The organism is Bdellovibrio bacteriovorus, from assembly GCF_048286975.1.
GTDB lineage: Bacteria > Bdellovibrionota > Bdellovibrionia > Bdellovibrionales > Bdellovibrionaceae > Bdellovibrio > Bdellovibrio bacteriovorus_H.
The window spans coordinates 59,076-80,725 of record NZ_JBLVRT010000006.1 but is presented as its reverse complement, the minus strand read 5'-3'; the positions used below and the strand labels follow the sequence as shown (position 1 = coordinate 80,725).

Annotated in this window: 20 protein-coding genes; 12 read left to right on the top strand and 8 right to left on the bottom strand. The window is 50.6% G+C overall.

Translation table 11 applies throughout. The features are described from left to right. The first annotated feature begins 18 nt into the window (after nt 1-18). The 3 genes from ACNQKP_RS15755 to ACNQKP_RS15745 are packed head-to-tail and all read left to right on the top strand — an operon-like array spanning nt 19 to nt 2,003. Nucleotides 19-222, top strand: coding sequence for a CPXCG motif-containing cysteine-rich protein (locus tag ACNQKP_RS15755; RefSeq protein ID WP_011164299.1), 204 nt, complete (start codon nt 19-21; stop codon nt 220-222). Nucleotides 223-258: 36 nt separating this feature from the next. Next, nucleotides 259-810: a GNAT family N-acetyltransferase gene (locus tag ACNQKP_RS15750; protein ID WP_417865884.1), complete on the top strand. Its 552-nt coding sequence runs from the start codon at nt 259-261 to the stop codon at nt 808-810. Nucleotides 811-818: 8 nt separating this feature from the next. After that, the gene (locus tag ACNQKP_RS15745; RefSeq protein ID WP_417865883.1) at nt 819-2,003 is read left to right on the top strand and encodes an NAD(P)/FAD-dependent oxidoreductase; all 1,185 of its coding nucleotides are present in this window, start codon (nt 819-821) and stop codon (nt 2,001-2,003) included. 33 nt (nt 2,004-2,036) lie between these two features. Here ACNQKP_RS15745 and ACNQKP_RS15740 read toward each other — a convergent pair whose 3' ends face one another. Together ACNQKP_RS15740 and ACNQKP_RS15735 are read right to left on the bottom strand one after the other, a co-directional pair. Continuing rightward, nucleotides 2,037-4,190: a 3-hydroxyacyl-CoA dehydrogenase NAD-binding domain-containing protein gene (locus ACNQKP_RS15740; RefSeq protein WP_011164296.1), complete on the bottom strand. Its 2,154-nt coding sequence runs from the start codon at nt 4,188-4,190 to the stop codon at nt 2,037-2,039. Between the two features lie 237 nt (nt 4,191-4,427). Further along, complete coding sequence (locus tag ACNQKP_RS15735) at nt 4,428-5,771, bottom strand: thiolase family protein (RefSeq protein WP_417865880.1); 1,344 nt, start codon at nt 5,769-5,771, stop codon at nt 4,428-4,430. 376 nt (nt 5,772-6,147) lie between these two features. Between ACNQKP_RS15735 and ACNQKP_RS15730 the strand changes: the two genes are divergently transcribed. The 5 genes from ACNQKP_RS15730 to ACNQKP_RS15710 all read left to right on the top strand — a co-directional run bounded on the left by ACNQKP_RS15730 (nt 6,148) and on the right by ACNQKP_RS15710 (nt 12,577). Then, nucleotides 6,148-8,490, top strand: coding sequence for an NADP-dependent malic enzyme (locus ACNQKP_RS15730; protein ID WP_417865878.1), 2,343 nt, complete (start codon nt 6,148-6,150; stop codon nt 8,488-8,490). After that, the gene (chrA, locus tag ACNQKP_RS15725) at nt 8,477-9,601 is read left to right on the top strand and encodes a chromate efflux transporter (protein ID WP_417865876.1); all 1,125 of its coding nucleotides are present in this window, start codon (nt 8,477-8,479) and stop codon (nt 9,599-9,601) included. Before ACNQKP_RS15730 ends, chrA begins: the two co-directional genes overlap by 14 nt. Nucleotides 9,602-9,656: 55 nt before the next feature. Beyond that, nucleotides 9,657-10,922: a GTPase HflX gene (hflX, locus tag ACNQKP_RS15720; RefSeq protein ID WP_011164291.1), complete on the top strand. Its 1,266-nt coding sequence runs from the start codon at nt 9,657-9,659 to the stop codon at nt 10,920-10,922. Between the two features lie 105 nt (nt 10,923-11,027). Further along, entirely contained in the window at nt 11,028-12,179 is a 1,152-nt protein-coding gene (locus ACNQKP_RS15715) for a hypothetical protein (protein ID WP_417865874.1), read from the top strand. Continuing rightward, on the top strand, nt 12,167-12,577 hold the full coding sequence (locus tag ACNQKP_RS15710) for a hypothetical protein (protein ID WP_417865872.1): 411 nt from the start codon (nt 12,167-12,169) through the stop codon (nt 12,575-12,577). Before ACNQKP_RS15715 ends, ACNQKP_RS15710 begins: the two co-directional genes overlap by 13 nt. A 10-nt stretch (nt 12,578-12,587) precedes the next feature. Here ACNQKP_RS15710 and ACNQKP_RS15705 read toward each other — a convergent pair whose 3' ends face one another. The 3 genes from ACNQKP_RS15705 to ACNQKP_RS15695 all read right to left on the bottom strand — a co-directional run bounded on the left by ACNQKP_RS15705 (nt 12,588) and on the right by ACNQKP_RS15695 (nt 15,708). Then, the gene (locus tag ACNQKP_RS15705) at nt 12,588-14,501 is read right to left on the bottom strand and encodes a response regulator (protein WP_417865870.1); all 1,914 of its coding nucleotides are present in this window, start codon (nt 14,499-14,501) and stop codon (nt 12,588-12,590) included. Between the two features lie 264 nt (nt 14,502-14,765). Then, nucleotides 14,766-15,197: an acyl-CoA thioesterase gene (locus ACNQKP_RS15700; RefSeq protein ID WP_417865868.1), complete on the bottom strand. Its 432-nt coding sequence runs from the start codon at nt 15,195-15,197 to the stop codon at nt 14,766-14,768. Between the two features lie 121 nt (nt 15,198-15,318). Further along, the gene (locus ACNQKP_RS15695; protein WP_011164286.1) at nt 15,319-15,708 is read right to left on the bottom strand and encodes a helix-turn-helix domain-containing protein; all 390 of its coding nucleotides are present in this window, start codon (nt 15,706-15,708) and stop codon (nt 15,319-15,321) included. Nucleotides 15,709-15,917: 209 nt separating this feature from the next. Between ACNQKP_RS15695 and ACNQKP_RS15690 the strand changes: the two genes are divergently transcribed. Genes ACNQKP_RS15690 through ACNQKP_RS15680 form a run of 3 tightly spaced genes read left to right on the top strand, consistent with a single transcriptional unit; the run spans nt 15,918 to nt 18,253 of the window. After that, nucleotides 15,918-16,343, top strand: coding sequence for a response regulator (locus ACNQKP_RS15690; protein WP_038449096.1), 426 nt, complete (start codon nt 15,918-15,920; stop codon nt 16,341-16,343). A gap of 21 nt (nt 16,344-16,364) precedes the next feature. Next, nucleotides 16,365-16,865, top strand: coding sequence for a chemotaxis protein CheX (locus tag ACNQKP_RS15685; RefSeq protein ID WP_417865865.1), 501 nt, complete (start codon nt 16,365-16,367; stop codon nt 16,863-16,865). Then, nucleotides 16,862-18,253 (top strand): HD domain-containing phosphohydrolase, encoded by a 1,392-nt coding sequence (locus ACNQKP_RS15680; protein WP_417865863.1) that lies wholly within the window; start codon nt 16,862-16,864, stop codon nt 18,251-18,253. Before ACNQKP_RS15685 ends, ACNQKP_RS15680 begins: the two co-directional genes overlap by 4 nt. On the opposite strand, the gene ACNQKP_RS15675 is transcribed toward ACNQKP_RS15680, so the two are convergent. Continuing rightward, nucleotides 18,250-18,855: an RDD family protein gene (locus ACNQKP_RS15675; RefSeq protein ID WP_417865861.1), complete on the bottom strand. Its 606-nt coding sequence runs from the start codon at nt 18,853-18,855 to the stop codon at nt 18,250-18,252. The genes ACNQKP_RS15680 and ACNQKP_RS15675 overlap by 4 nt on opposite strands. Continuing rightward, entirely contained in the window at nt 18,856-20,010 is a 1,155-nt protein-coding gene (locus ACNQKP_RS15670; RefSeq protein ID WP_417865859.1) for a CCA tRNA nucleotidyltransferase, read from the bottom strand. It abuts the gene before it with no gap. Nucleotides 20,011-20,121: 111 nt separating this feature from the next. On the opposite strand from ACNQKP_RS15670, the gene queG reads away from it, so the two are divergent. Further along, the gene (gene queG, locus ACNQKP_RS15665) at nt 20,122-21,156 is read left to right on the top strand and encodes a tRNA epoxyqueuosine(34) reductase QueG (protein WP_417865857.1); all 1,035 of its coding nucleotides are present in this window, start codon (nt 20,122-20,124) and stop codon (nt 21,154-21,156) included. On the opposite strand, the gene ACNQKP_RS15660 is transcribed toward queG, so the two are convergent. Beyond that, nucleotides 21,153-21,635: a hypothetical protein gene (locus ACNQKP_RS15660; RefSeq protein ID WP_417865855.1), complete on the bottom strand. Its 483-nt coding sequence runs from the start codon at nt 21,633-21,635 to the stop codon at nt 21,153-21,155. The two genes, queG and ACNQKP_RS15660, sit on opposite strands and share 4 nt — an antisense overlap. Nucleotides 21,636-21,650 lie beyond the last annotated feature (15 nt).

Below are 21,650 nucleotides of genomic sequence, written 5' to 3'. Positions count from 1 at the left end.
GGGAAGAAAGAAGGCCCTATGGACTATAAAGTCATCTGCCCGCATTGCCGGGAAAAATTTGCGATGACCCTTTACCATGAAGACGGCGACGATCAAGAGTTTATCTATGACTGCGAGGTGTGCTGTCACCCTATCGCCATTCAGGCACACTGGGACTCTGCACACCACCGCTTTTCCCTGAACGTCGGGCGCGGCGAAGGCTATGACGAAATGCCCATATAACTTGACCCCGTTTTCGGGATATGAGTTTATGAGGGCATGAAACTGCGCCCGCTGGAACTGACCGATCTGCCTCTGGTGAAAGCTTTTACCGATTCCACAATCGGGCTGGGTTATTTTACCGAAAACGAACTGCAGGACTGTTACCGGAAATCCCAATCCCAAGGCATCATGTGTTCCTTTGTTCTGATCGATGATCAAAACCATATCAAAGGCTTCCGGCTGGCTTATCCACCCGGCGCCTGGAGCAAAGGCAAAGGTTCAAAACTGCACCCGGAACTATGGAATGTGCCACTGGAAAGTGCCGCTTATTTCCAAAGCCTTTTTATCGCACCGGAAGTTCAAGGTGGCGGCTGGGGTCCCAAACTATCTGATGCGGCATTGGAATGCTTCCGCAAACTGGGAGCCAAGGCCGTCATCACCCATGCGTGGAAAGAATCCCCGAACAACTCCTCGATTCGCTATCTGACCAAATATGGATTCACCAGTGTGGCGACACATCCGAATTATTGGATTGACGTCGACTACACCTGCATCCGCGATGGAAAACCCTGCCGTTGCACGGCGGAAGAAATGATCAAGTATCTTTAAGGACTTTTATGAGTATCTCGTTGTGGCTCGATCAATCTGCCTCCCAAAAACGAAAACAGTTTGATGTCGTCATCGTGGGTGCTGGCATTGCCGGACTGTCCACCGCCTACTGGCTGGAAAAAGAAAATCCGTCATTGAAAATTGCGATCCTTGAAAAGCACCGTGTGGCATTCGGGGCCTCGGGCCGCAATGCAGGCTTTGTGACCTGTGGATCGACGGAACATTTCATGAAGCTTCAAGAACAGTTCGGTCTGGAAAAAGCCTCCGAGATCTGGAAGTTTTCAGAGGAAAACCGCCGCCTGCTGCTGGATGAAATCATCGGCAAAGACCTGGATGCGGTGGACTTCCGCCACACCGGCTCCTGCACTGTCGCACCTAGTTCTGTACATTGGGAAAAGTACCAAAAGGCTGCGCTGACCATGCGCTCTGTGGGCATCGACGTGCTGGAGGTGGGTCCGGAAGATATGGAACGTGACTATGGCGTCACGGGCTTTGAAGGCGGTATTCAGTACACGGGGGATGGTTACGTCCATCCGGTGAAGCTGATTGAAAAACTGCGCGCCCGCCTGAAGGCCGAGATCTTTGAAAGCACGGAAGTGTTTTCAGTGGTTCACCAGACCCAAGGCCATGTGCTGCAAACCGATCGCGGTCTGTTCAGCGCACCGAAAGTGCTTCTGACTTTGAATGCGTATTTGCCCTTGGTGGCGCCCGAGTTTTCAGACCTGATTCGCCCCGGCCGCGGTCAGATTCTGGTCACAGAGCCATTGCCTGCGTTCGTCAAAGGGCCTTGTTATCTGACGAAGCATCTTTGTTATTTCCGCCAACTGCCGACGGGACATTTGCTGATTGGTGGATTCAGAAATCTTTCTGTCGAAACCGAAAACACCTGGACTGATGCGACCACACCATTGATTCAGCAGGCTTTGATTGATTTTGTGCGCAGTCACTTTAAACACGGCAAAGACGCACGCGTGGCCTATCAGTGGTCCGGCATCATGGGTTATTCCCCGGATGGCCAGATGATGATTGGCGAAATTCCAAATCGTCAGGGACTGCATGTGATGGCGGGTTGTTCTGGACACGGCATGGGGCTGAGCTTCCACGCCGCCCGCGTACTGGCGGAAAGCCTGTCGGGAAAAGAAATTCCGGAACATCTAAGACTTTCACGATTTTCCAACGAATTAAAGGCATAAAAAAAGCCCTCTTTTCAGAGGGCTTTTTTGTTTTTACTTGTAGAACTTGCTGTTGGATTTCGCCATGTTCGTCAGCGGAGTCGCCGGTTTCAGGCGGGCTGCCTTGCGGCTGGAAGCGTACATCGCCAGCTGGTCGGCCACATACTGAGTGCCGATGCTGTCCGTGTACTTCATCAGACCCCCACGGAACGGCGGGAAGCCAGTACCCATGATCATCGCCAGATCCACTTCGTGCGGAGTTTCAACGATACGATCTTCAACCAGCGCCAAAGAGCACTCATTGATCATCGCAAAGACACCACGCTCGATGCATTCTTTGGAATCATACGGATTGGTTGGCTGACCCAGGCCCAATGCCGCGTAAACTGTTTGGTCTACGGCACCACGTTTGCCATCTTCGCTGTAAGTATAGAAACCTTTGCCGTTCTTACGCCCCAGGCGACCGGAGTTACCCAGAGCTTCCATACAAGGCGCAAGCTCAATACGCTCGCCGAAGGCTTTTTTGAAGATTTTAAGAACCTTCAAACAAACATCCAAACCGACTTCGTCCATCAATTCAAATGGACCCATCGGCATACCGAATTCTTTCACGTAAACTTTATCCACAAATTCGATGCTCATGCCTTCCTGAAGCAAGAACGCCGCTTCACCCATGTAAGGAAGAAGCAAACGGTTCACCAGGAAACCCGGGCCGTCTTTCACAACCACCGGCATTTTGCCCATTTTTTTGGACAGCTCGTAGATGGTTGCAATGGTTTCATCGGAAGTCTTTTCACCACGGATAACCTCAATAAGAGGCATTTTATTCACCGGATTGAAGAAGTGCATGCCCGCGAAGTATTCTGGACGTGGATGACCTTTGGCCATTTCAGTCACAGAAAGGGAGCTTGTGTTGGTCGCAATAATTGCATCAGGACGCATTTGACCCGCACACTCGCCGATCACTTTTTGTTTGATGCCCATGTCTTCAACGATGGCTTCAACAACAACATCCAGATTTTTAAAACCTGCGTAATCCGTGGAAACAGACACCAGATCCATTTTTTGCTGGAACTGATACTTGTCGATGGATTTTCTTTTCACCAGTTTCATCCAAAGATCACTGGCGTGTTTCAAACCCTTACCCAGCGCATCTGTGTTCAAGTCCTTCATGCGAACCTGAATGCCCTTGTCGGCCGCCACGTAGGCGATACCGCCACCCATGGTACCAGCACCCAAAACGCCCAGACCTTTCACATCGCGTGGTTTCACATCCACACCCGGCACACCGTTTTGTTTTTTCACCATCTCGGTCAAATAGAAAACGTGGATCAGGTTTTTGGAAATATCCGTCACACCCAATTTACAGAAGCCTTCACGCTCAATGCGCAAAGCCGCATCACGATCAGACATGCCATAAGTTTTCTGAATCACTTCCAAAGCCTGAAGCGGCGCTGGATAATGACCTTTGGTCGCTTTCAGAACCCCCTCACGGGCTTTCTTAAAGACAATGCTGCGACCCAATGCGCTTTCCAAAATCACATTCACAGCGCCTTGTGGCTTGAATGTTTTACGGCGTTTTTTAGCGCCATCAGCGATGATTTCTTTCGCCCATTTCAAAGAGAAGGACTCCAGCAAGTTCGGATGAACGACTTTGTCCACCAACCCGATTTTAAGAGCCTTTTTGGAATTCACAGACTTACCAGCCAGGATAATATCCAAAGCCGCCTGCAAACCAATCACGCGAGGCATACGAATACAGCCACCAAACCCAGGCAAGATCCCCAGTTGAATCTCCGGCAGGCCAATTTTCGTGGAAGAATCCTCAGAAGCAATACGGTAATCACAAGCAAGGATGAATTCACAACCCCCACCCATACAAGCGCCATTCACAGCCGCAATGGTCGGCATCGGCAGGTCTTCAACCATGCTGATAACTTCCTGACCACCCTTCACGGCAGCTTCAAATTCCTCCGCCTTGGTCATGCTCTTGATTTCTTCAATATCCGCACCCGCAATAAAAATCTTGGGCTTGTTGGATTTAAAAATAACAGCCTTGTAAGAGGACTTCTTCAACTCCTCAACAACTTCCTTAAGGCGCATCATCACCGGCGTAGAGAACTTATTAACTTTCTCCCCGACCAGATCAAACTCAACAACAGCAACCTCACCCTGAGGAACAATTTTAATACTTTCCTGAATAGACATTCTGAAAACTCCTAAGTTGCAAATCTAAAAACATTCTAAATCTAAAACACCAACCATCAGTCCTTGCGAACAGAGAAGAAATCTCTTTCGCGGCCTCTGGGGCTGGAGCTTGGGTCCGAGCTCAGAGGCAAGTTCCGCAGCAGCTCATCCCAACGGGATGGCGTCCGCGAGGACTGTTCGCAGCCGCTGAGTTCGGAGCCGGGCTCCAGCCCCAGAGGCCGCGGGACCGAGAGTTTCTTAACCCTCGTTCTCAAGGATCATGGATCCGCCTTGGCCGCCACCGATACACAAAGTCGCCAGACCAAACTGGGTGTTTCTGCGTTTCATTTCTTTGGCCAAAGTCAGAACGATACGGGTGCCTGTTGCTCCCACTGGGTGCCCCAAAGCAATCGCGCCACCGTTGACATTCAAAATATCATCACGGATTTCACCGATCTTGGAAGACAATCCCAATTTTTCCTGACCGAATTTGTCAGAATCAAATGCCTTTTGGCAGGAAAGAACCTGAGCCGCGAAAGCTTCATTCAATTCCACCAGACCGATATCTTTCATGGAAAGCCCCGCACGCTTCAACGCCACCGGAGTGGAGTAAACCGGGCCCAAGCCCATGCGTTCAGGTTCAAGACCTGCAAAACCGTAAGAACGGATCGTTGCCAGTGGCTTGTAACCCAGAGCTTCAGCTTTTTCCCGGGACATCATCAACACCATCGCCGCACCATCGGTGATCGGACAGGAGTTCCCCGCCGTGATCGAGCCTGTGGCTTTATCAAAGAACGGCTTCAATTTTGCCAGCGCTTCCATCGTTTGTGTGTCACGGGGACCGATGTCATCGCTGATCACTTCCTTGTATTCAGGAGCCAGATAAACCGGAGCGATTTCTTCACGCATGCGGCCCTCTTTCATGGCCTTGGAAGCCAACTGGTGAGAGCGCAGGGCAAACTTATCTTGAGTCTCACGAGACAAACCCCACTCTTTTGCCAGGATCTCGGCTGTTTGACCCATGTTGATGCCGACGAAAGGATCCGTCAGACCCATCATCACGGAAATCACCGGGAAGTACTCGTCACGCATGTTGCCGGACAACAAAGCTTTGATCTGTTTCACGTCCGCTTTGAACAGAGACCACAACAGGGGCAATGCTTGTTTCGGGCCTTTCGCAGCGAAAAGTTTTTCGTAGATTTCCTGGAATTTTTTTGGAGGCAGCGTCGGCATCTGGGACATGTTTTCAGTCCCGCCCGCCAGGATCACATCCATTGTTCCGGATTTGATTTTCTCATAGCCGTTGGAGATGGATTCAAGTGCAGAAGCACAGTTTCTGTGAACTGTGTATGCAGAGGTTTTCAAAGGAATACCAGCGTTCAATGCCACCACGCGCGAGATGTTCACAGAGTCCGGAGGATTTCCGGTGTTCCCGATGATCACTTCATCCACAAGGTTCACATCCAGATTTGTCTGGGCGATAACTTGTTTCAAAGCGACTTTACCCAATTCTGCCGGGTGTACTTTTTTAAGTTTTGTTCCTGCTTTCGCGAAGGGAGTGCGAACACCTTCTACAAGAACAACATCACGTGGTGATTTCATGAACAGTCTCCTTAGTTGTATAAACCATTAAAATGATATGTCTTTTCGGCAGTTCCACCAAATAGTAAAAGGCCCTTCTGGATCTCCCCCCGAAGTATCGAACACTCGAGGATTTTGGTCTAGGAACAGCAAAGGCCCACAGATCGCGGATTTTCCGCAATTACTAGAAATATTGCTCTAAAAGTGAGCAGTTTTCGCTCGGAGAAATATTTTTTGCCTTAAAGGCTCAGCGCGCCAAGTTCCCCATTCATTGACCCACCCCACCCCCCTCGGTAGAGTAATGGCACTTGTAACTGGACTCCCTCTAACCCATTGAAATGGGTCGCAAAATCCCTGGCTTCGGGAGCCCAAAAACTGCAACACCAAAGGAGCATCCTTGGACAACAAAACTGAAACTAAAATTGAACCGAAAACCGGGACAACAAACTTCGACCAAGAAGCCCTGCTGTACCACCAGCAAGGAAAACCGGGCAAAATCGAAGTCATCTCTTCCAAACCCTGCGCCACCGAAAAAGATCTTTCACTGGCGTACTCTCCGGGAGTGGCAGCACCTTGTAAAGCCATCGCCAAGGATCCAGCAAAAGTTTACGATTACACTGCCAAAGGCAATCTGGTGGCGGTGATCTCTAACGGTACTGCGGTACTGGGTTTGGGAAACATCGGCCCTGCCGCCGGCAAGCCGGTGATGGAAGGTAAAGGCATCTTGTTCAAACAATTTGCCGGTATCGACGTCTTCGACATTGAAGTGGCAGCAACAGACGTCGACGTGTTCTGCAATGCGGTTCGCGTTCTGGAGCCCACTTTCGGCGGCATCAACCTTGAAGATATCAAAGCGCCCGAGTGCTTTGAAATCGAAGAGCGTCTGAAGAAAGAAATGAACATCCCGGTCTTCCACGATGACCAGCACGGAACCGCGATTGTTTCAGGTGCAGCCCTTTTGAATGCCTGCTCGATCACCAACCGCAAAATGGAAACAGTTCGCATCGTCGTGAACGGTGCGGGTGCGTCTGCAAACTCTTGCGCGAAGATCTTTATCGCGTTGGGTGCTCGCCGTGAAAACATCATCATGTGTGATTCTCAAGGTGTTATCTACAAAGGCCGCACTGCGGGCATGAACAAGTACAAAGAATACTTCGCTTCAGAAACTGAAGCCCGCACATTGACTGAAGCCCTGCGTGGCGCGGATGTCTTTGTCGGCCTTTCCGTGGCAGGCGCTCTGACCCCTGAAATGCTGAAGGACATGGCTAAAGATCCTATCATCTTTGCCATGGCAAATCCCGAGCCGGAAATCACTCCAGACAAGGCTCGCGCAGCTCGCCCGGATGCAATTATCGCCACCGGTCGCTCTGATTATCCAAACCAGGTGAATAACGTTCTGGGCTTCCCGTCCATCTTCCGCGGCGCCTTGGACACTCGTTCCACCCAGATCAACGAAGAAATGAAACTGGCAGCTGTTCACGCTTTGGCGAAACTGGCGCGCATGGATGTTCCCGACAAAGTTTCGGCAACCTACGGCGGCAAAAGCTTCAAATTCGGTCGCGATTACCTGATCCCGAAACCGTTCGACACCCGTGTGCTGTTGTGGGTGGCTCCGGAAGTGGCGAAAGCTGCGATGAAGTCCGGCGTAGCGACTCGTGCGATTGAAGACTGGGATCAATACCGTGAGTCTTTGGAAGCCCTACAGGGCCCGTCCAAAGTCTTCATCCGTTCGGCGATCAACCGCGTGCACCAGAACTCGGAGGCCAACGGCGGCGAATTGCCACGCATTGTATTCCCGGAAGGCACCAGCACCAAGGTTTTGAAAGCTTTGGCGACTTTGGTTGAAGAAAGAATCTGCCAGCCGATTCTGCTGGGTTACCCTGAACGCGTAAAAGAAAAGATCAAAGCTTTGGATATTCCATTGCTGAACGATGTCACTATCGTTCACCCGTCTTCTCATCCGAAGTATTTCAGCTTCGTTGAAAAGCTGTATTCTTTGCGCCAGCGCAAAGGCATCAACCTGGGTGAAGCCGAACGCCTGATGGCAGACCCTAATTACTTCGCAGCGATGATGGTCAACATGGGTGAAGCTGACGGCATGGTCAGCGGATCTTCCATCAACTATGCGGATGCCGTTCGTCCGATCCTGCAAACTATCGGCACTTACAAAGAAGGCATCCCAGCGGGTCTAAATTTTGTTCTATTGGAAGACAAGTTCCTGGTTTTGGCTGACACCACCGTGAACTTCAATCCAACAGCTGAGCAGTGCGCGCAAATCGCCCTGCAGGCGGCAAAGATTGTTGAGTACTTCGGTATCGAGCCTCGCGTGGCGATGCTGAGCTATTCCAATTTCAGCGGCGCTGAGGGCACTCCTCGCAAGATGAAAAAAGCCGCGGAAATCGCCCGCACGTTGCGCCCGGATCTGATGATCGAAGGCGATATGCAGGCAGACACGGCCGTGAATCCGGAAATCATGGAACGTCTGTTCCCGTTCTCGGGCCTTAAAGGCGGCGCGAACGTGCTGGTCTTCCCGAATCTGGAGTCGTCCAATATCGCTTACAAGCTGATTCAACAAATCGGCAAAGCAGAAGTGATCGGGCCCTTCCTGACCGGTGTTCGCCGTTCTGCCAACGTATTGCAAAGAACGACGACGGTTGATGGCATCGTGAATTCCGTAGTCTTCACGGCCCTGGAAGCACAGTTCATCAAGGATGCTTTGAAAGCCCGTGGCAAAAAGTAATCCGAAACGTTCTCAAGGGTCTCTTTGGGAGCTTGCCTGGGTTTTTCTTAAACTGGGAGCCACCTCTTTTGGTGGCCCCGCCGCACACATTTCGCTGATGGAGGACGAATTCGTCCATCGCCGTCTGTGGATTTCCCGTCCCGACTTTCTGGAACTTCTGGCTCTGTCCAACCTGATCCCCGGCCCTAATTCGACGGAACTTGCCATTCATATTGGCTATCGCCGTGCCGGCTGGAAAGGCCTGGGTGTGGCAGGGGTCTGCTTTATTCTGCCCGCATTCCTGATTGTCACCCTGATTGCCGCCTTTTACGTGCATTATGCAAAACTTCCGCAAATGGAAAGTTTCCTGATGGGAGTCAAAGCCGTGGTGCTGGCCGTGATTCTTCAGGCCGCCTCAAGATTTCTGCTGAGTCTTTTAAAAGTCAGCTCTATCAATGCGGAAAGTCTTCGTTCGTTAAGATCCCCTTCGAATCTGTTTGTGCTGTTACTGGTGATGATCTCAGCCTTCCTGCACTCCGCAGGCATGGCAGAAATTCCTTTGCTGCTGGCCGGGGGAATCCTGGCGCTGCCTCTTTTAAAAACCACGACCCGTCTTTGGAATGCTGGCGCCCTTTTCTGGGTGTTTTTCAAAGTGGGTTCTGTTCTGTTTGGCAGCGGGTATGTGCTGCTTAGTTTTCTGAAAACCGAGCTGATCGAAAAACGCAGCTGGCTTACCGAAGCCCAGTTGATGGATGCCATTGCCGTCGGCCAATTCACCCCGGGCCCCGTATTCACCACCGCCAGCTTTATTGGTTACCTGCTGCAAGGCCCCTCCGGAGCCCTGATTGCCACTGTCGGAATCTTCCTGCCCGCTTTCATCTTTGTCGCCCTCAGCATTCCGGCTTATCAATGGCTGAAGAACTCCGAAATTCTGAAGCAATTCCTGCAAGGGGTGGTGGCGGTATCTGTGGGGCTGCTTTTTTCAACTCTGGTGCAGTTGGGGCGGGATTCATTGAACTCCCCCCTGTCTTGGGGACTCTTTTTGGTTAGTCTGGTTTTGCTGCGCCAACGCTTTCCCAGTGCGCTTCTGATTCTTACTGGCGGAATCCTGACTTTGCTGCTGCAAATTTAACTTTGTGACCACCCCTGACCGTGCTAAAATTAAGACCAAGGGAGGGTTTTCCTGATTGAATAATCAAGCCCAAGTCAAAGACCAGGATAGAGCGATCGTCATTGGTGTCGGCCTCAAGACCGAGCCCCTTACTGAAATCAAAGAAAATCTGTTGGAACTTGAAGAGCTGGTTTCTGCCGCTGGCGGTGAAGTCGTGGGCTCTATCATTCAGGTTCTTCCGCAATGGAATCCGGCGACTTTAATTGGAACCGGAAAAGTTGAGGAAGTGGCTGAAATGGTTCGCGACAGCGGAGCCACGATTGTGGTGATGGACCACCAGCTTTCCGGAGTGCAGCAACGAAACTTGCAGCAGATCGTGAAAGCCCGCGTGATCGATCGCAATCAGCTGATTCTGGATATCTTTGCCCAGCGAGCGCAGACCTTTGAGGGAAAACTTCAAGTGGAACTTGCACAGCTTCTGGATCAAATGCCCCGCAACGTCGGTGCCTGGCTTGATTCCCTTTCCCGTCAGGGTGGTGGCATCGGAACCCGAGGCCCGGGTGAAACCGCTCTGGAAAACGACCGTCGTCGCATCCGTGAGCGCGTGGCACTTATTAAGAAAAAACTTGAAAGTGTGCGCCAAAACCGTGCGCAACACAGACAATCGCGTCGTCGTCACGAGATCCCCTCCTTTGCACTGGTGGGTTACACCAACTCTGGAAAAAGCTCGATCCTGAACCGCCTGACCGGCGCTCAGGTGATGACGAAAAATCAGGTCTTTGCGACGCTGGATCCAACAACCCGCAAAATCTTCCTGCCGGATGCACCCCCTGCTGTCGTCACTGACACCGTGGGATTCATCCGCAAACTGCCAACACAACTGATTGAGGCCTTTAAAGCAACGCTTGAAGAATCCTCGGAAGCCGACGTGCTCTTGCACGTGGTGGACCTGTCCTCGCCGAATATGGAAAGACAAATCGAGGTGGTTGAAGCTTTGATTAAAGAATTCAACTGGCAGGATAAAAAGATCATCCACGTCTTTAACAAATGTGATGTCGCACCTTTAGAGCGACAATTCCGAGTAAAGGCTTATCCTCGTGTATTCGTCAGTGCGCTGACCGGTCAGGGCATGGAACAGCTTAAAAAACTGATGGCCCAGACCGTGAGTGAAATGCAGCAGGATGTGCAGCTGTACTTCCCGCGCGCCGAAGAATACAAAATCTTTGATTTGGGCCGTGAAGCACAAATCCTGCGCAAAGAAACCGCGACCGAAGGCACGGTTTGCTACACTCAGCTGACTCCGACCCTGATTAACAGATGGAAGGACTATCTGGTAAAGTAAGCTCCGGAACACATATTTCAGAAAACTCAAGAAACCCCAGGACCTACGTCTTGGGGTTTTCTTTTTAAAGCTTATCCATTCCATAATCCCGCCGATAAGCCAGAAGTGAGACAGCTTAAACTTCATCTGCTTATTGCCGCACTTTCCAGCTTCGCCTCCTTCCAGGCCGCAGCCACCGCCCCCCAGTGCGTGAACGACAAGTCAGGCACTAAAGGCGTCTCCAATCAGGAAATCAATCAATCGCTGATTCAAGCCACCGATCCCCTGACTCAGGCTTTTGCCTATAGCAACTTTGAAGCCTCACAAAAAGCCGGCTATGTCGTGGCCTGCGAACTGGAAGACCGCTTCAAGTCCCTAAAGAAAGCCACCAAGGACATTGCCAAAGTCACCAAAGCACAAAGCAGCGTCAAAGCCATTCGCCGCGAATGCATCGAAGCATCCCTGCAGCGCGAAGTGGGCAACCAGGGTTACAGCTGCCTGAAAGACACTCCAAAGAAATTTGAAAATGCTGGGAAATCAGCACCTTGCCTGAACTCCTCCACGGTGGACTTTATCGAATACTCTCTGAATCAGGCCCTGAACTGCATGTCTTCAGATCGCACGCCGATTGATCCCCGCTTCATTCTTAAAAAAATCAACAATGAAACCGCCTTTAACTTTTACATCGCCTACAACGGCGGCGTGGGCATGGGACAGTTGACCTCCAATCCTGTAAAAGAACTGGCGGGCTGGAAAGAAGACGGAGAATTCATTGAAGGAAATGGTCGCAACATTCTGGAGACTCTGATGAAGAGCCAGAACCCGGCTTGCAAACCCTTCCGCGACATCATGAAGGATGATCTGGTCAATCCCCCGCCTCGCCCCGGCAGTCCGAAAAACTATTGCACCTGGGTCAGCCCCGGAAAAGGTGTCGCAAGAAATCTGATCTATTCCCTCGGCTATTACGTGCATGTGCGCGACAGTATTGTGAAACCAGCCCTTGCCGCCCGCGCCGGAAGACTGGCCGCCAATCAGGATGTCCTGAACTATCTGACCCTGGTGGCCTATGGACCCCAGGGACCGTCAGAGGCCAAATCCCTGATTCGCAGACTGCGCTTTTCCAACACAACCACTCCGGTCGACGCCGTTTCACGCATTATTAAAAATAACTCCTATGTCCGGCAGACCGAAGTCAAAATGAATGAGCTGCTGGATCAATACAAACCCGGCGTGCCTCACTCCCCGGCCGACAAGAAGGGCGACACATGCTTAAAATAGTATTCGCCCTGACATTGCTGAGTGCCCAGGCAGCACCGCTCAAAAATACAAATGACTTCTTTAAAGAGTCCCAGAGCTCTTTTGAAAAAGCCTCGAAGGAAACCACATTCGAGAAAAAAGGTTCTATCTTAAGGGCTTTGGAAAAATCCTTTGAAGTAACTTTAAATCTATATGAAAAATCCAACCCCACCGAAGGAGACGACAAAGAGCAGGACGTGGCCCGTCTGTTCTACGCTCTGGAACCGGCATTTGAGCTGGCGAAGCTAAAAGAAAAAACCAAAAAAGACTGCGCCCGAAAAAAGCAGGACGTCTTGACCAGCGACAATCAGCCAGACGATGCCCCCACCAGCCCCAACGCGAAGGAAGCCCTTCGCTGGATCGAACTTCTTTGTAAATAGTTTGTATGGTTTAAGCCAGTCGCAGATGCGACTGGATGGACTGAAGCAAAAGCTTTGAATTGATTGGCTTTGTCAGATGATCAGCAAATCCGGCTGCGAAAGCGCGGTCCCGATCCTCTCTCATGGCGTGCGCGGTTAATGCTATGATTGGCCCCTGGAATCCCTGTTTGCGAAGCCCTGAAAGGGTGCTGAACCCATCCAGCCCCGGCATCTGAATATCCATCAATACCAGATCATACTGTTCTTTGAAGGCGTGGTTCAAAGCCTCTTCGCCACTTTCAGCCTCCGTGACGTCAAGCCCCGCGCTGCTCAGAATTTTTGCGATGAGTTCGCGGTTGTCCGCCGAATCATCAACAGCAAGAACTCTGACGCCAGCCAACGGGTTTGAGATCTCCGCACTTGCTCCCTCCGGAATCACCGCCGCAAGCGGACTGACATCCTCGGCTGCAAACGAAAACTCAAAGGTGCTGCCCTGATGAGGCTCACAGCGGTCAATCCGCACATCACCACCCAAAGCTCTGGCCAGATTTCGCGAAAGCGCCAACCCCAACCCCGTTCCACCAAAGCGGCGGGTGGAGGTCGCATCTGCCTGAGTGAATGGCTGGAAGAGACGGTCCGCCTGCTCCTTTGTCATCCCAATGCCGGTGTCTTCAATAACGAACGTGATTTTTTTGTGCGTCCCATTGACCTGTTCAGCCCGGCAGGAAACTTTCACTGAACCTTTTAAAGTGAACTTGATCGCATTGCCAATCAGATTCACCAGAACCTGACGGATGCGAACAACATCCGACAGAACGACCAGATTGCCGATCTCTGCCAAATCATAGTTCAGGTAAATATTCTTGCGCGAAGCCTGATCAAAGAACATGATCAGAACTTCCTGCAGCAGCTTTTTAAGCCTTACTGGCGACTTATCAATTTCAAATTTACCCGCTTCGATTTTGGACAAATCCAGAATGTCATCAATAATACGAGTCAACGACGTTCCGTTGCGATGAATGATCTCGAAATACTTCTGTCGCTCTGACTCCCCCAGATCCTGGGTGCCAATGATTTCCGCGAAACCCAGAATAGCCCCCAGCGGAGTGCGGATTTCATGGGACATGTTTGCCAGAAAAGCGGACTTCGCCTGATTGGCATTTTCCGCCGCACTTTTTGCCGCCTGCAGGGCCCGCTCGGCCATCACCTGCTCGGTCACATTGTTAGCAGCAAGAACAAGGCCTTCAATTTCATCGTTAAAATCATAAATCGGCTGATAAACCACATCAACAAAGACCGAAAGCTCAACCCCATCCGCACGACGATCATTGACCTCATAGTTCTTGGCTTCGAAGACTTTTCCAGTGCGATAAACCTCATCCAACTGAGCAATCAACCCATTAGCCACCGTCTTGGGGAAAACATCTTTGACCCTCTGACCAGTGACATCACAATCCCCCAGGAAAAGATCCCGGTAAGAATCATTGGTCATCGAAAAACGGTGCTCCGGCCCATCAAGCACCGCCATCGCAATGGGAGCTTTTTCCAGAATAGAACGCAGCTTTCGGCGTTCAGCGCGAACTTCCTGATTGGAACGGGCCAGATTCTCTTCGGCCGCATGATTCCTTTTCACTGCGACTGTCGTATCAAGAATTGTACAAAGCATTCCCGAAATTTTTCCTTCGGAATTAAACAGCGGAGAATTTCCGTAAGTATAGTAATTCCCCTGAGGCTTGCCATCGACCTCGATGTCGAACTGCACATCAGATTCAAGAACCACGCCCCCGGATTCAATTTTGCTGGCAATAGCATCCACCTGATCCCACACCTCGGGCCAAACCTCACGCAGAGGCGAACCCAAAGCCCGCGGATGGCGATGTTTTAAGATAGGAATATAGGCGTCGTTGTAAAAGACCCGTCGCTCGGGTCCCCAAGTGCAGTACATCCCCACGGGACAACTGAATACAATGCGAAGTGAATTGATTAAACCGGAATCCCAATTTTGAATGGGGCCTAATTCTGTTTTGGACCAATCAAAGCCCAACGTGGCCTGAACCATGAGACTGGTGTTTGCGTATTCGCCAAATGGATTAACCGGATATTCTGACCCCACAGTATTTTCTACCGCAGGGTCCGGGCATTTGATAGCCTTTTTTGAATAGACATCCTCGCGTTCGTGACAACACACATAAGGATGTATTACAGCAAATTATCTGGTTTTATTCTGCAGACGAACTTCGCGGCGCTTTTTAGCCTGCTCAAAACGACGCTTGTCTTCCTCGGACTCCAACACCAAGCCAGGAACTTCAGTTGGTTTCCCCATAGAGCCCAATGCCACAAAAGTCAGATACGCCGAGGCTGTATGGAAAGTCTCGCCGGTTTTTGGATTTTCCGCATCAACACGAACGCCGACTTCCATCGAGGTTCTGGAAGTGTAGTTCACACTTGCTTTCAGGTTCACCACCCAGCCTTTATAAACTGGCGCGACGAAATCAAGACGGTCGATGCTGGCCGTGACGGTTTCTTTGTTACAATGTCGCTGGGAACAGATCGCGGCGCAGATATCGATCCAGGACATGATCGTTCCGCCGAAGACACTTCCCAAAGAGTTGGTATGGGAAGGAAGAACCAATTGAGTCATTACAACTTGAGATGATGAGACGGGTTTTGAAGCAGCCACAATGCAGCCCCTTTCTAAAAAAACAAAGCGCAGGTCTGTGTCTCCACATCCTGCGCCTTAGAACCAATCTAATCAATAAAGATTAGATGCCGCCCATACCAATATCGGAGTTACCGCCACGGTTCAAACCGCTACCTGGTAGAGTTGTAGTACCTGCAACAGTCGCAGATCCAGCTGGGATCGTTTGAGTTGCATTGTTATTGAATGCAGTCGCAGCAGCTGCCTGGTTGTTGTTCTCAGCGCGAACTTCAGTTTCAACGAAGCCCAGGTGAGGCAAGCACCATACTATCAACTGTGCACGAGACTTCACATTCATTTTTTTGTAGATGTTTGTGAGGTGAAATTTAACTGTTTTCTCAGTTACAAAAAGCTGGTTCGCAACTTCCTTGTTGGACAAGCCTTTAGACACAAGTTCAGCAACTTCTGCCTCTCTATTTGAAAGACCTTTTTGAATCAGGACATCTCTGAGCATCCTTGCTCCCTCCCGCTAATTGTTTTTGTTTTTAAATCCGTCTAAACCTTCAACGCCACCCAGGACTCATGTCCAAAAGTAGCCTCGACCACCTGTAATAAAGTCTGACAACAAAAACTGAAATTCGCAATAGCTTTGGACTCTAGTTTTAAAAAACTAGACCGATAAGCATGAGGATTTTACACAGTTTCCAACATTCAGGAGATATTATGTTTCCCACAAATACAAAGTTTTTGGTCGTTGATGACTTCGCAACTATGCGAAAAATCATTAAAAAAGTGCTAAATGAGCTTGGCTACACCAACGTAGAGGAAGCTGATGATGGTAAAACTGCCCTGCCGATGATCCAGGCCGCCCATGATGCAGGCCAGCCTTACGGCTTTGTCATTTCGGACTGGAATATGCCCGGAATGCAGGGTATCGACCTTTTGAAGGCCTGCAAGGCCGACCCCCGCACTAAGTCCGTGCCGTTTATGCTGGTGACTGCAGAGTCCGAACAAAAGCACATCCTGGAAGCCGCCAAAGCCGGTGTTTCTGACTATGTGGTTAAACCGTTCAATTCTGCCACTCTGAAAGGCAAGATGGAACGTGTTTGGGCCAAACACAACCCTGCAACACAAGCAAAAGCTTCCTAATACTTGGGTCTGGAGAAATAAATGTCTGCAGCACCAAAAGAAGCTATTAATCCCCTGTTTGACAAACGCTTGATCAATGCTTTCGTCGAAGGCGTTATCAAGACCCTGAAAACCATCGCTCAAACCGATGCAACACCTGGCAAACCCTTCATTGAGCCGCAATTCGTGCTTAAAGGGGAAATTGCAGGCATGGTCGGCATGGTGGCTCCGCCTCTGAAAGGCACTTTGCTGATCTCTTACGGCAAAGACAGCATCTTCCACATTCTTGAGAACATGCTGGGCGAAAAACACACCACCATCAATGGTGAGGTGTCCGACGCTGTCGGCGAAATGACCAATATGATTTACGGCTCTGCCAAGACGACACTGAATCAACTGGGATACAACTTCGAGATGGCAATTCCAACCGTGATTTCCGGTGATTTCAAGATCACTCACGCTGACAAAAGTGCCACGCTCGTCATCCCCTTCAACCTGACGAACGGATCCACTTTCTACGTGGAGATTTCGGTGCAGCAATGAGTTCCACTTCAGGAAAGACGGTTGATGTTCTCATCGGGAGTCCCCGCGACTCCTTCTGGGAAGCCATCACCTCTATCCTGAAGGGTTACTATCCGTACCAGCTCAAACACTTCAAATCCATCGACGAAGCCCTTGATCACGGCACTTCTGAAAATTTCAAACCGATTCTTGCGCTTGTCGACGGACAAGATGGCACCAATCTGACCAATGAATGGGTTCAGTCCACCAAAATGAATTATCCGGACTGCCCGGTCATCGTTCTGCACTCTTCCGCCGCCCCGCTGGATTTCAATATCGTCAAGAAAAACGGCGCCGATGAGATCATGCACATCAACTTCGACCGCGAATTCATTTCGGACATGGTTCTGCAACTGGCCCCTATTGAAATGGAGGGCGACCAGATTCCCATCACAGCCCTGATGCCAGTGGATCTGCGCGACATGGATGCTGACACCAATATCAACTTTGATGTTTTTGTCCACCTGCCCGCCAACCACCGCTCTGTGATGATGCGAAAATCCGGCGATGTGGTTGACCAGAAGCATCTGGACAAGTTCAATGCCTTAAAACAGCAGATGTACATCAAAAAAACCCAGATGAAACCGTTCTTCGAGTACGCCCGCACGGTGATGAGCATGCGCAATATGCCAATGCCCATCTCGATGACGGAAAAATTCCACCGCTCCAAAAAAGTCATCTATGAAATCATGGCGCAGTTCCTGAATGGCGCCTCCACGGACTATTCCGAAGGAAAAGTGATCCTCGACAAATGCAAATCCATCGTTGCCGACTTTGAGCTGACCAAAGATCTTCCCCCGCAGGAGATTTTTGATGAGGTCTTCCGTTTTTCTGGCAATGTGCGAACACTTTACCATGACTGCATCTGTCTGTCGGCCTATGCCGCCTATTTCGCTCAATTACTGGGGTGGAGCGCAGACAAGCGTGAAACCGCCGCCATCGCAGGCCTTCTGCACAATATTGGTTTGTCCCAGATGCCCGTCACCGTGGGCACCAAGCCTGTCAAAGACTACACCCCGGAAGAGATCAGCCAGTATCACCTGTATCCCGAGCGTTCGGTGGTCATGGTCAAAGCCAAAAAAGTCCCGCTGCCACAGGAAATTTCCGATGCCATTGGCCAGCACCGCGAAAACGGCTCCGGCACAGGCTTCCCCAAAAAGCTTGTTGGTGGGGATATTTCAGAGTTCGGAAAACTATTGGGATTTGCCTATCGCTTCCATGAAATGACCGCTTTGACCGAAGGCGGAAAACAAGCCCGCACAGCCACACAGGCCATTCAGGATCTGCGCGATGAAGCTCTGTCGGGATCCGGCAACGTGGATCTGCTGATGACCACGACCATCTTCAAAAAATGGAAACCGGCAGCCTAGTCCTGTTCGAACGTCACATCCATATAATCCTGAAGATCAAACACCTCGCGCAGGTTGGCCTGACGCTCGGACCAGTCAATCGACTTCAGAATCATTTTGGCCGAAACCAGTCCTTCATAGGAGTAAAGGAATACAAACACCAACCCCATGACCCAGCGCAGACGGGCCTGAGTGGCGCGGGGTTTATCCTGCACCACGCGGGTTTCCGCCGCCCAGTCACACAGATGCGTGCGATCATAACGGAAAAACGCAAGGGCATAAATCCCCCAGGAGAAAAAGAAACTCAAACGCCCCGTCAATGGGCGCAGCAGACACTGGGACCAATGCAGTTTTTCGGTGAAATTGCTGGCGGGCACCACTTTCAGGCCCATAAACCATTTACCTGGCGTGGCCTGCATCATCACCAAAAACACAAACTCATAAACCGCAGGAATCAAAAACAATAAAAACAACTGCAACAATGTCACAATGACATCGTCTTCAGTGAAAATCAGTTTTAAAAACACCCCGGCAAACGGCAGGTAAAATGGCAGACTGATGATCTGATCAATGCCATAGGCAAAAAAACGTCTCCAGGTGCTGGGAACAAATGCGGATTCCATCTAAGATGACTCTCTTTCCAGATATTTTTTCAGCCACAACAATGCTTCGTCACGGCTTTGCAACTGACGCTCCAGTTGCTGCTCAAAGGCCTTTTCAAGACAGACTCCGACAGCAGGCCCGGTCAGGCGTCCTTTAACATCCTCGCCGTTCAAAAACGGCCGGGGCAGAACCTCCTGCCAGCTTTTCCATTCAGCCAGCAGGATTTCAATGGCGGTCTTTTCAAGCGACTCGGACAGTAAAACTCTTAAAGCAAAAACCACGCCCTCTTTTGCCAGCATTTGCAGCTGTTTTCCCAAAGAGTTCTTCAGCACCAGTTGAGGATCGTGCCAGACTTTCCAGGCATCCTCAATCGCGCGACGATCCCGGGTGGAAAGCTTCAGCATATCCAAAGCCGGAATAAGCTCTGAACCTTGAGCACTTCGCACAAACAGCGCCAGACGCTGCCACGATTCGGTGGCCAGTAGGTTTTTAACCCAGTCATTTTTGCGCAGACGAAATGGAAACAACACACCCATCAGGCCCGAGTCTTTCATGACTTGCAAACCACGATCTGCGTGCTCGGTTTTCAAAAGCTTGGTCATTTCATCACGAATGCGTTCACCACTGACAGTTTTCACTTTGGCGGCCATTTTTTTTACGGCGGCAAAACTGACTGGCTCCAGTTCAAAATTCAGCTGGGCTGAAAAACGTGCGGCTCTTAACAGCCGCAGTTGATCTTCCTCAAAACGGCGCTCCGCCTCGCCCACCGTGCGCAAGATCCCGGCCTTAAGATCCTTTTGGCCCTCGACATAATCGAGCACCTCGGCCGTTGCCAGATCATAAAAAAGAGCATTCACGGTGAAATCCCGGCGCTGAGCATCCTCCTGGGGACTTGCGAAAACCACATTTTCCGGACGGCGTCCGTCCCTGTATGTTCCATCGTTACGGAAAGTGGCTACTTCGATATCCGCCCCTTCGACAAGCACCCGCATAACCCCGAAGCTTTTACCGACATTGACGGTTTTACTAAACAGAGACTCAACTTTTTCCGGGGTGGCGTCGGTCGCCAGATCCAAATCATTGGCAACTATGCCCAACAGGGCGTCACGCACACAGCCGCCGGCCAAAAAGGCCTTATAGCCATTGGCCTGCAGCCTGTGGTAGATTGACTCCACAGCCGGCCAATGGGGATGGGATTGAAGAAGATTTTGCACCTGATTCACACCCTAGAGTGTAGAAAAAGACAGGCCTGAAAGAAAGAGTTTGTTCGCGTGACGCCACAGGAGATGAAATCTCTTATCGATGGAACCTTGACCGATCTGGGATTTTCCCACTTCGGTTTTGCACCATTGAGCAAACCCCTGAGCTTTGATTTCTACCGGGAATGGATCGACCAGGGCCTGCACGGAGACATGACCTATCTGGCCGAACACGCCAAGATCAAAGAAAACCCCCAAAGTAAATGGCCCCGCGCCCAAAGCGCTTTGGTGTTTGCCATGCCTTACTTCCCGCATCCTGAGAAAAAGTCTGAATTTCCACTGAAACAAGCCCGCGTCAGTCTTTACGCACAAGGTATGGACTATCATTTCTGGTTCAAGGATCGCATGAAGTCTTTGTGCTCGGATCTGCAAAAGCTCTTTCCCGAAGAGGAGTTTTTGGCTTTCACCGACAGCAGCCCCGTGCTGGAACGCGATCTGGCCAAACAAGCCGGACTTGGCTGGGTGGGAAAAAACACCTGCCTGATCCACCCGAAGAAAGGCAGTTTGTTTTTCATTGGCGAAATCTACACTTCATTGAAGATACAGACCGAATTTGCACCTTTGCCGGATTTTTGTGGCACCTGCACCCGCTGCCTGGACATCTGCCCGACCGGCGCTTTGATTGAGCCCCGCAAGATGGATGCACGCAAGTGCATCTCGTATCTGACAATTGAATCCCGCCAGATCCCGGATGAAGAGTTGCGCCCGCAGATTGGGGATTGGTTCTTTGGCTGTGATCTTTGTCAGACCGTGTGTCCGTGGAATCAAAAGGCCTTTAAAGGTCAGCTTTCCATCGAAAAAAGTCTTTCCTTGAATGATTCTGAAGAAGCCCTTTTAGTGGAGGATCTGCGCTATATTCTGTCCGCCTCGGGCAAAAAGATCAGTCGCGACTTCCTGGGAACACCGCTGGCCCGGGCCGGATCCTTTGGTCTCAAACGCAATGCCATGATTGTGGCCGCCAACCGGGGTTTGAAAGAACTGCGCCCGGAAATCCAGGCGCTGACTGAACACGAAAAATTAGGCGAGCTGGCTTTGTGGAGTCTTGGAAAACTGGAGAACTAAAGACCCAGTTTTTTCAGCAGATCATCAATTTCAAACTGATTCATTTTAGACGGAGCCATGCCCGTGTCCACGCTGGCACTGTAGGATTCGTTGAACTGATTGGACACCCAACGAAGCCTGTCAATAAAGGCTTGAGGAATCGTTTCGCGCAGAAAGTTTGAATCTTTGTGAATGTTCTCCAGCAATGTTTCCAAAGTCTCTGTGGCGTCCAGCAAAAGACCGACACAGACATGAAAGAACTGTTCATTGCCTTTGATCTGAGAAGCCTTGTATCCGACAGCTTTACACAGGGCCGCATAATCCGAAATCATGTGCAATGCATGCTCTGGAGGCGCCATCAGAGCCAGACTCTTGGCACCGCCCATGATTCGATCGACGTTATTGCCATAATCCGCAAGTTTACGAACCTGAGTAAAGTCGCCTTCAATACCTTCGAGAAGGTCCAACAACTCTTCAATCAAGGACTTTGACTCGTTCACAAAATCTTCTACAAT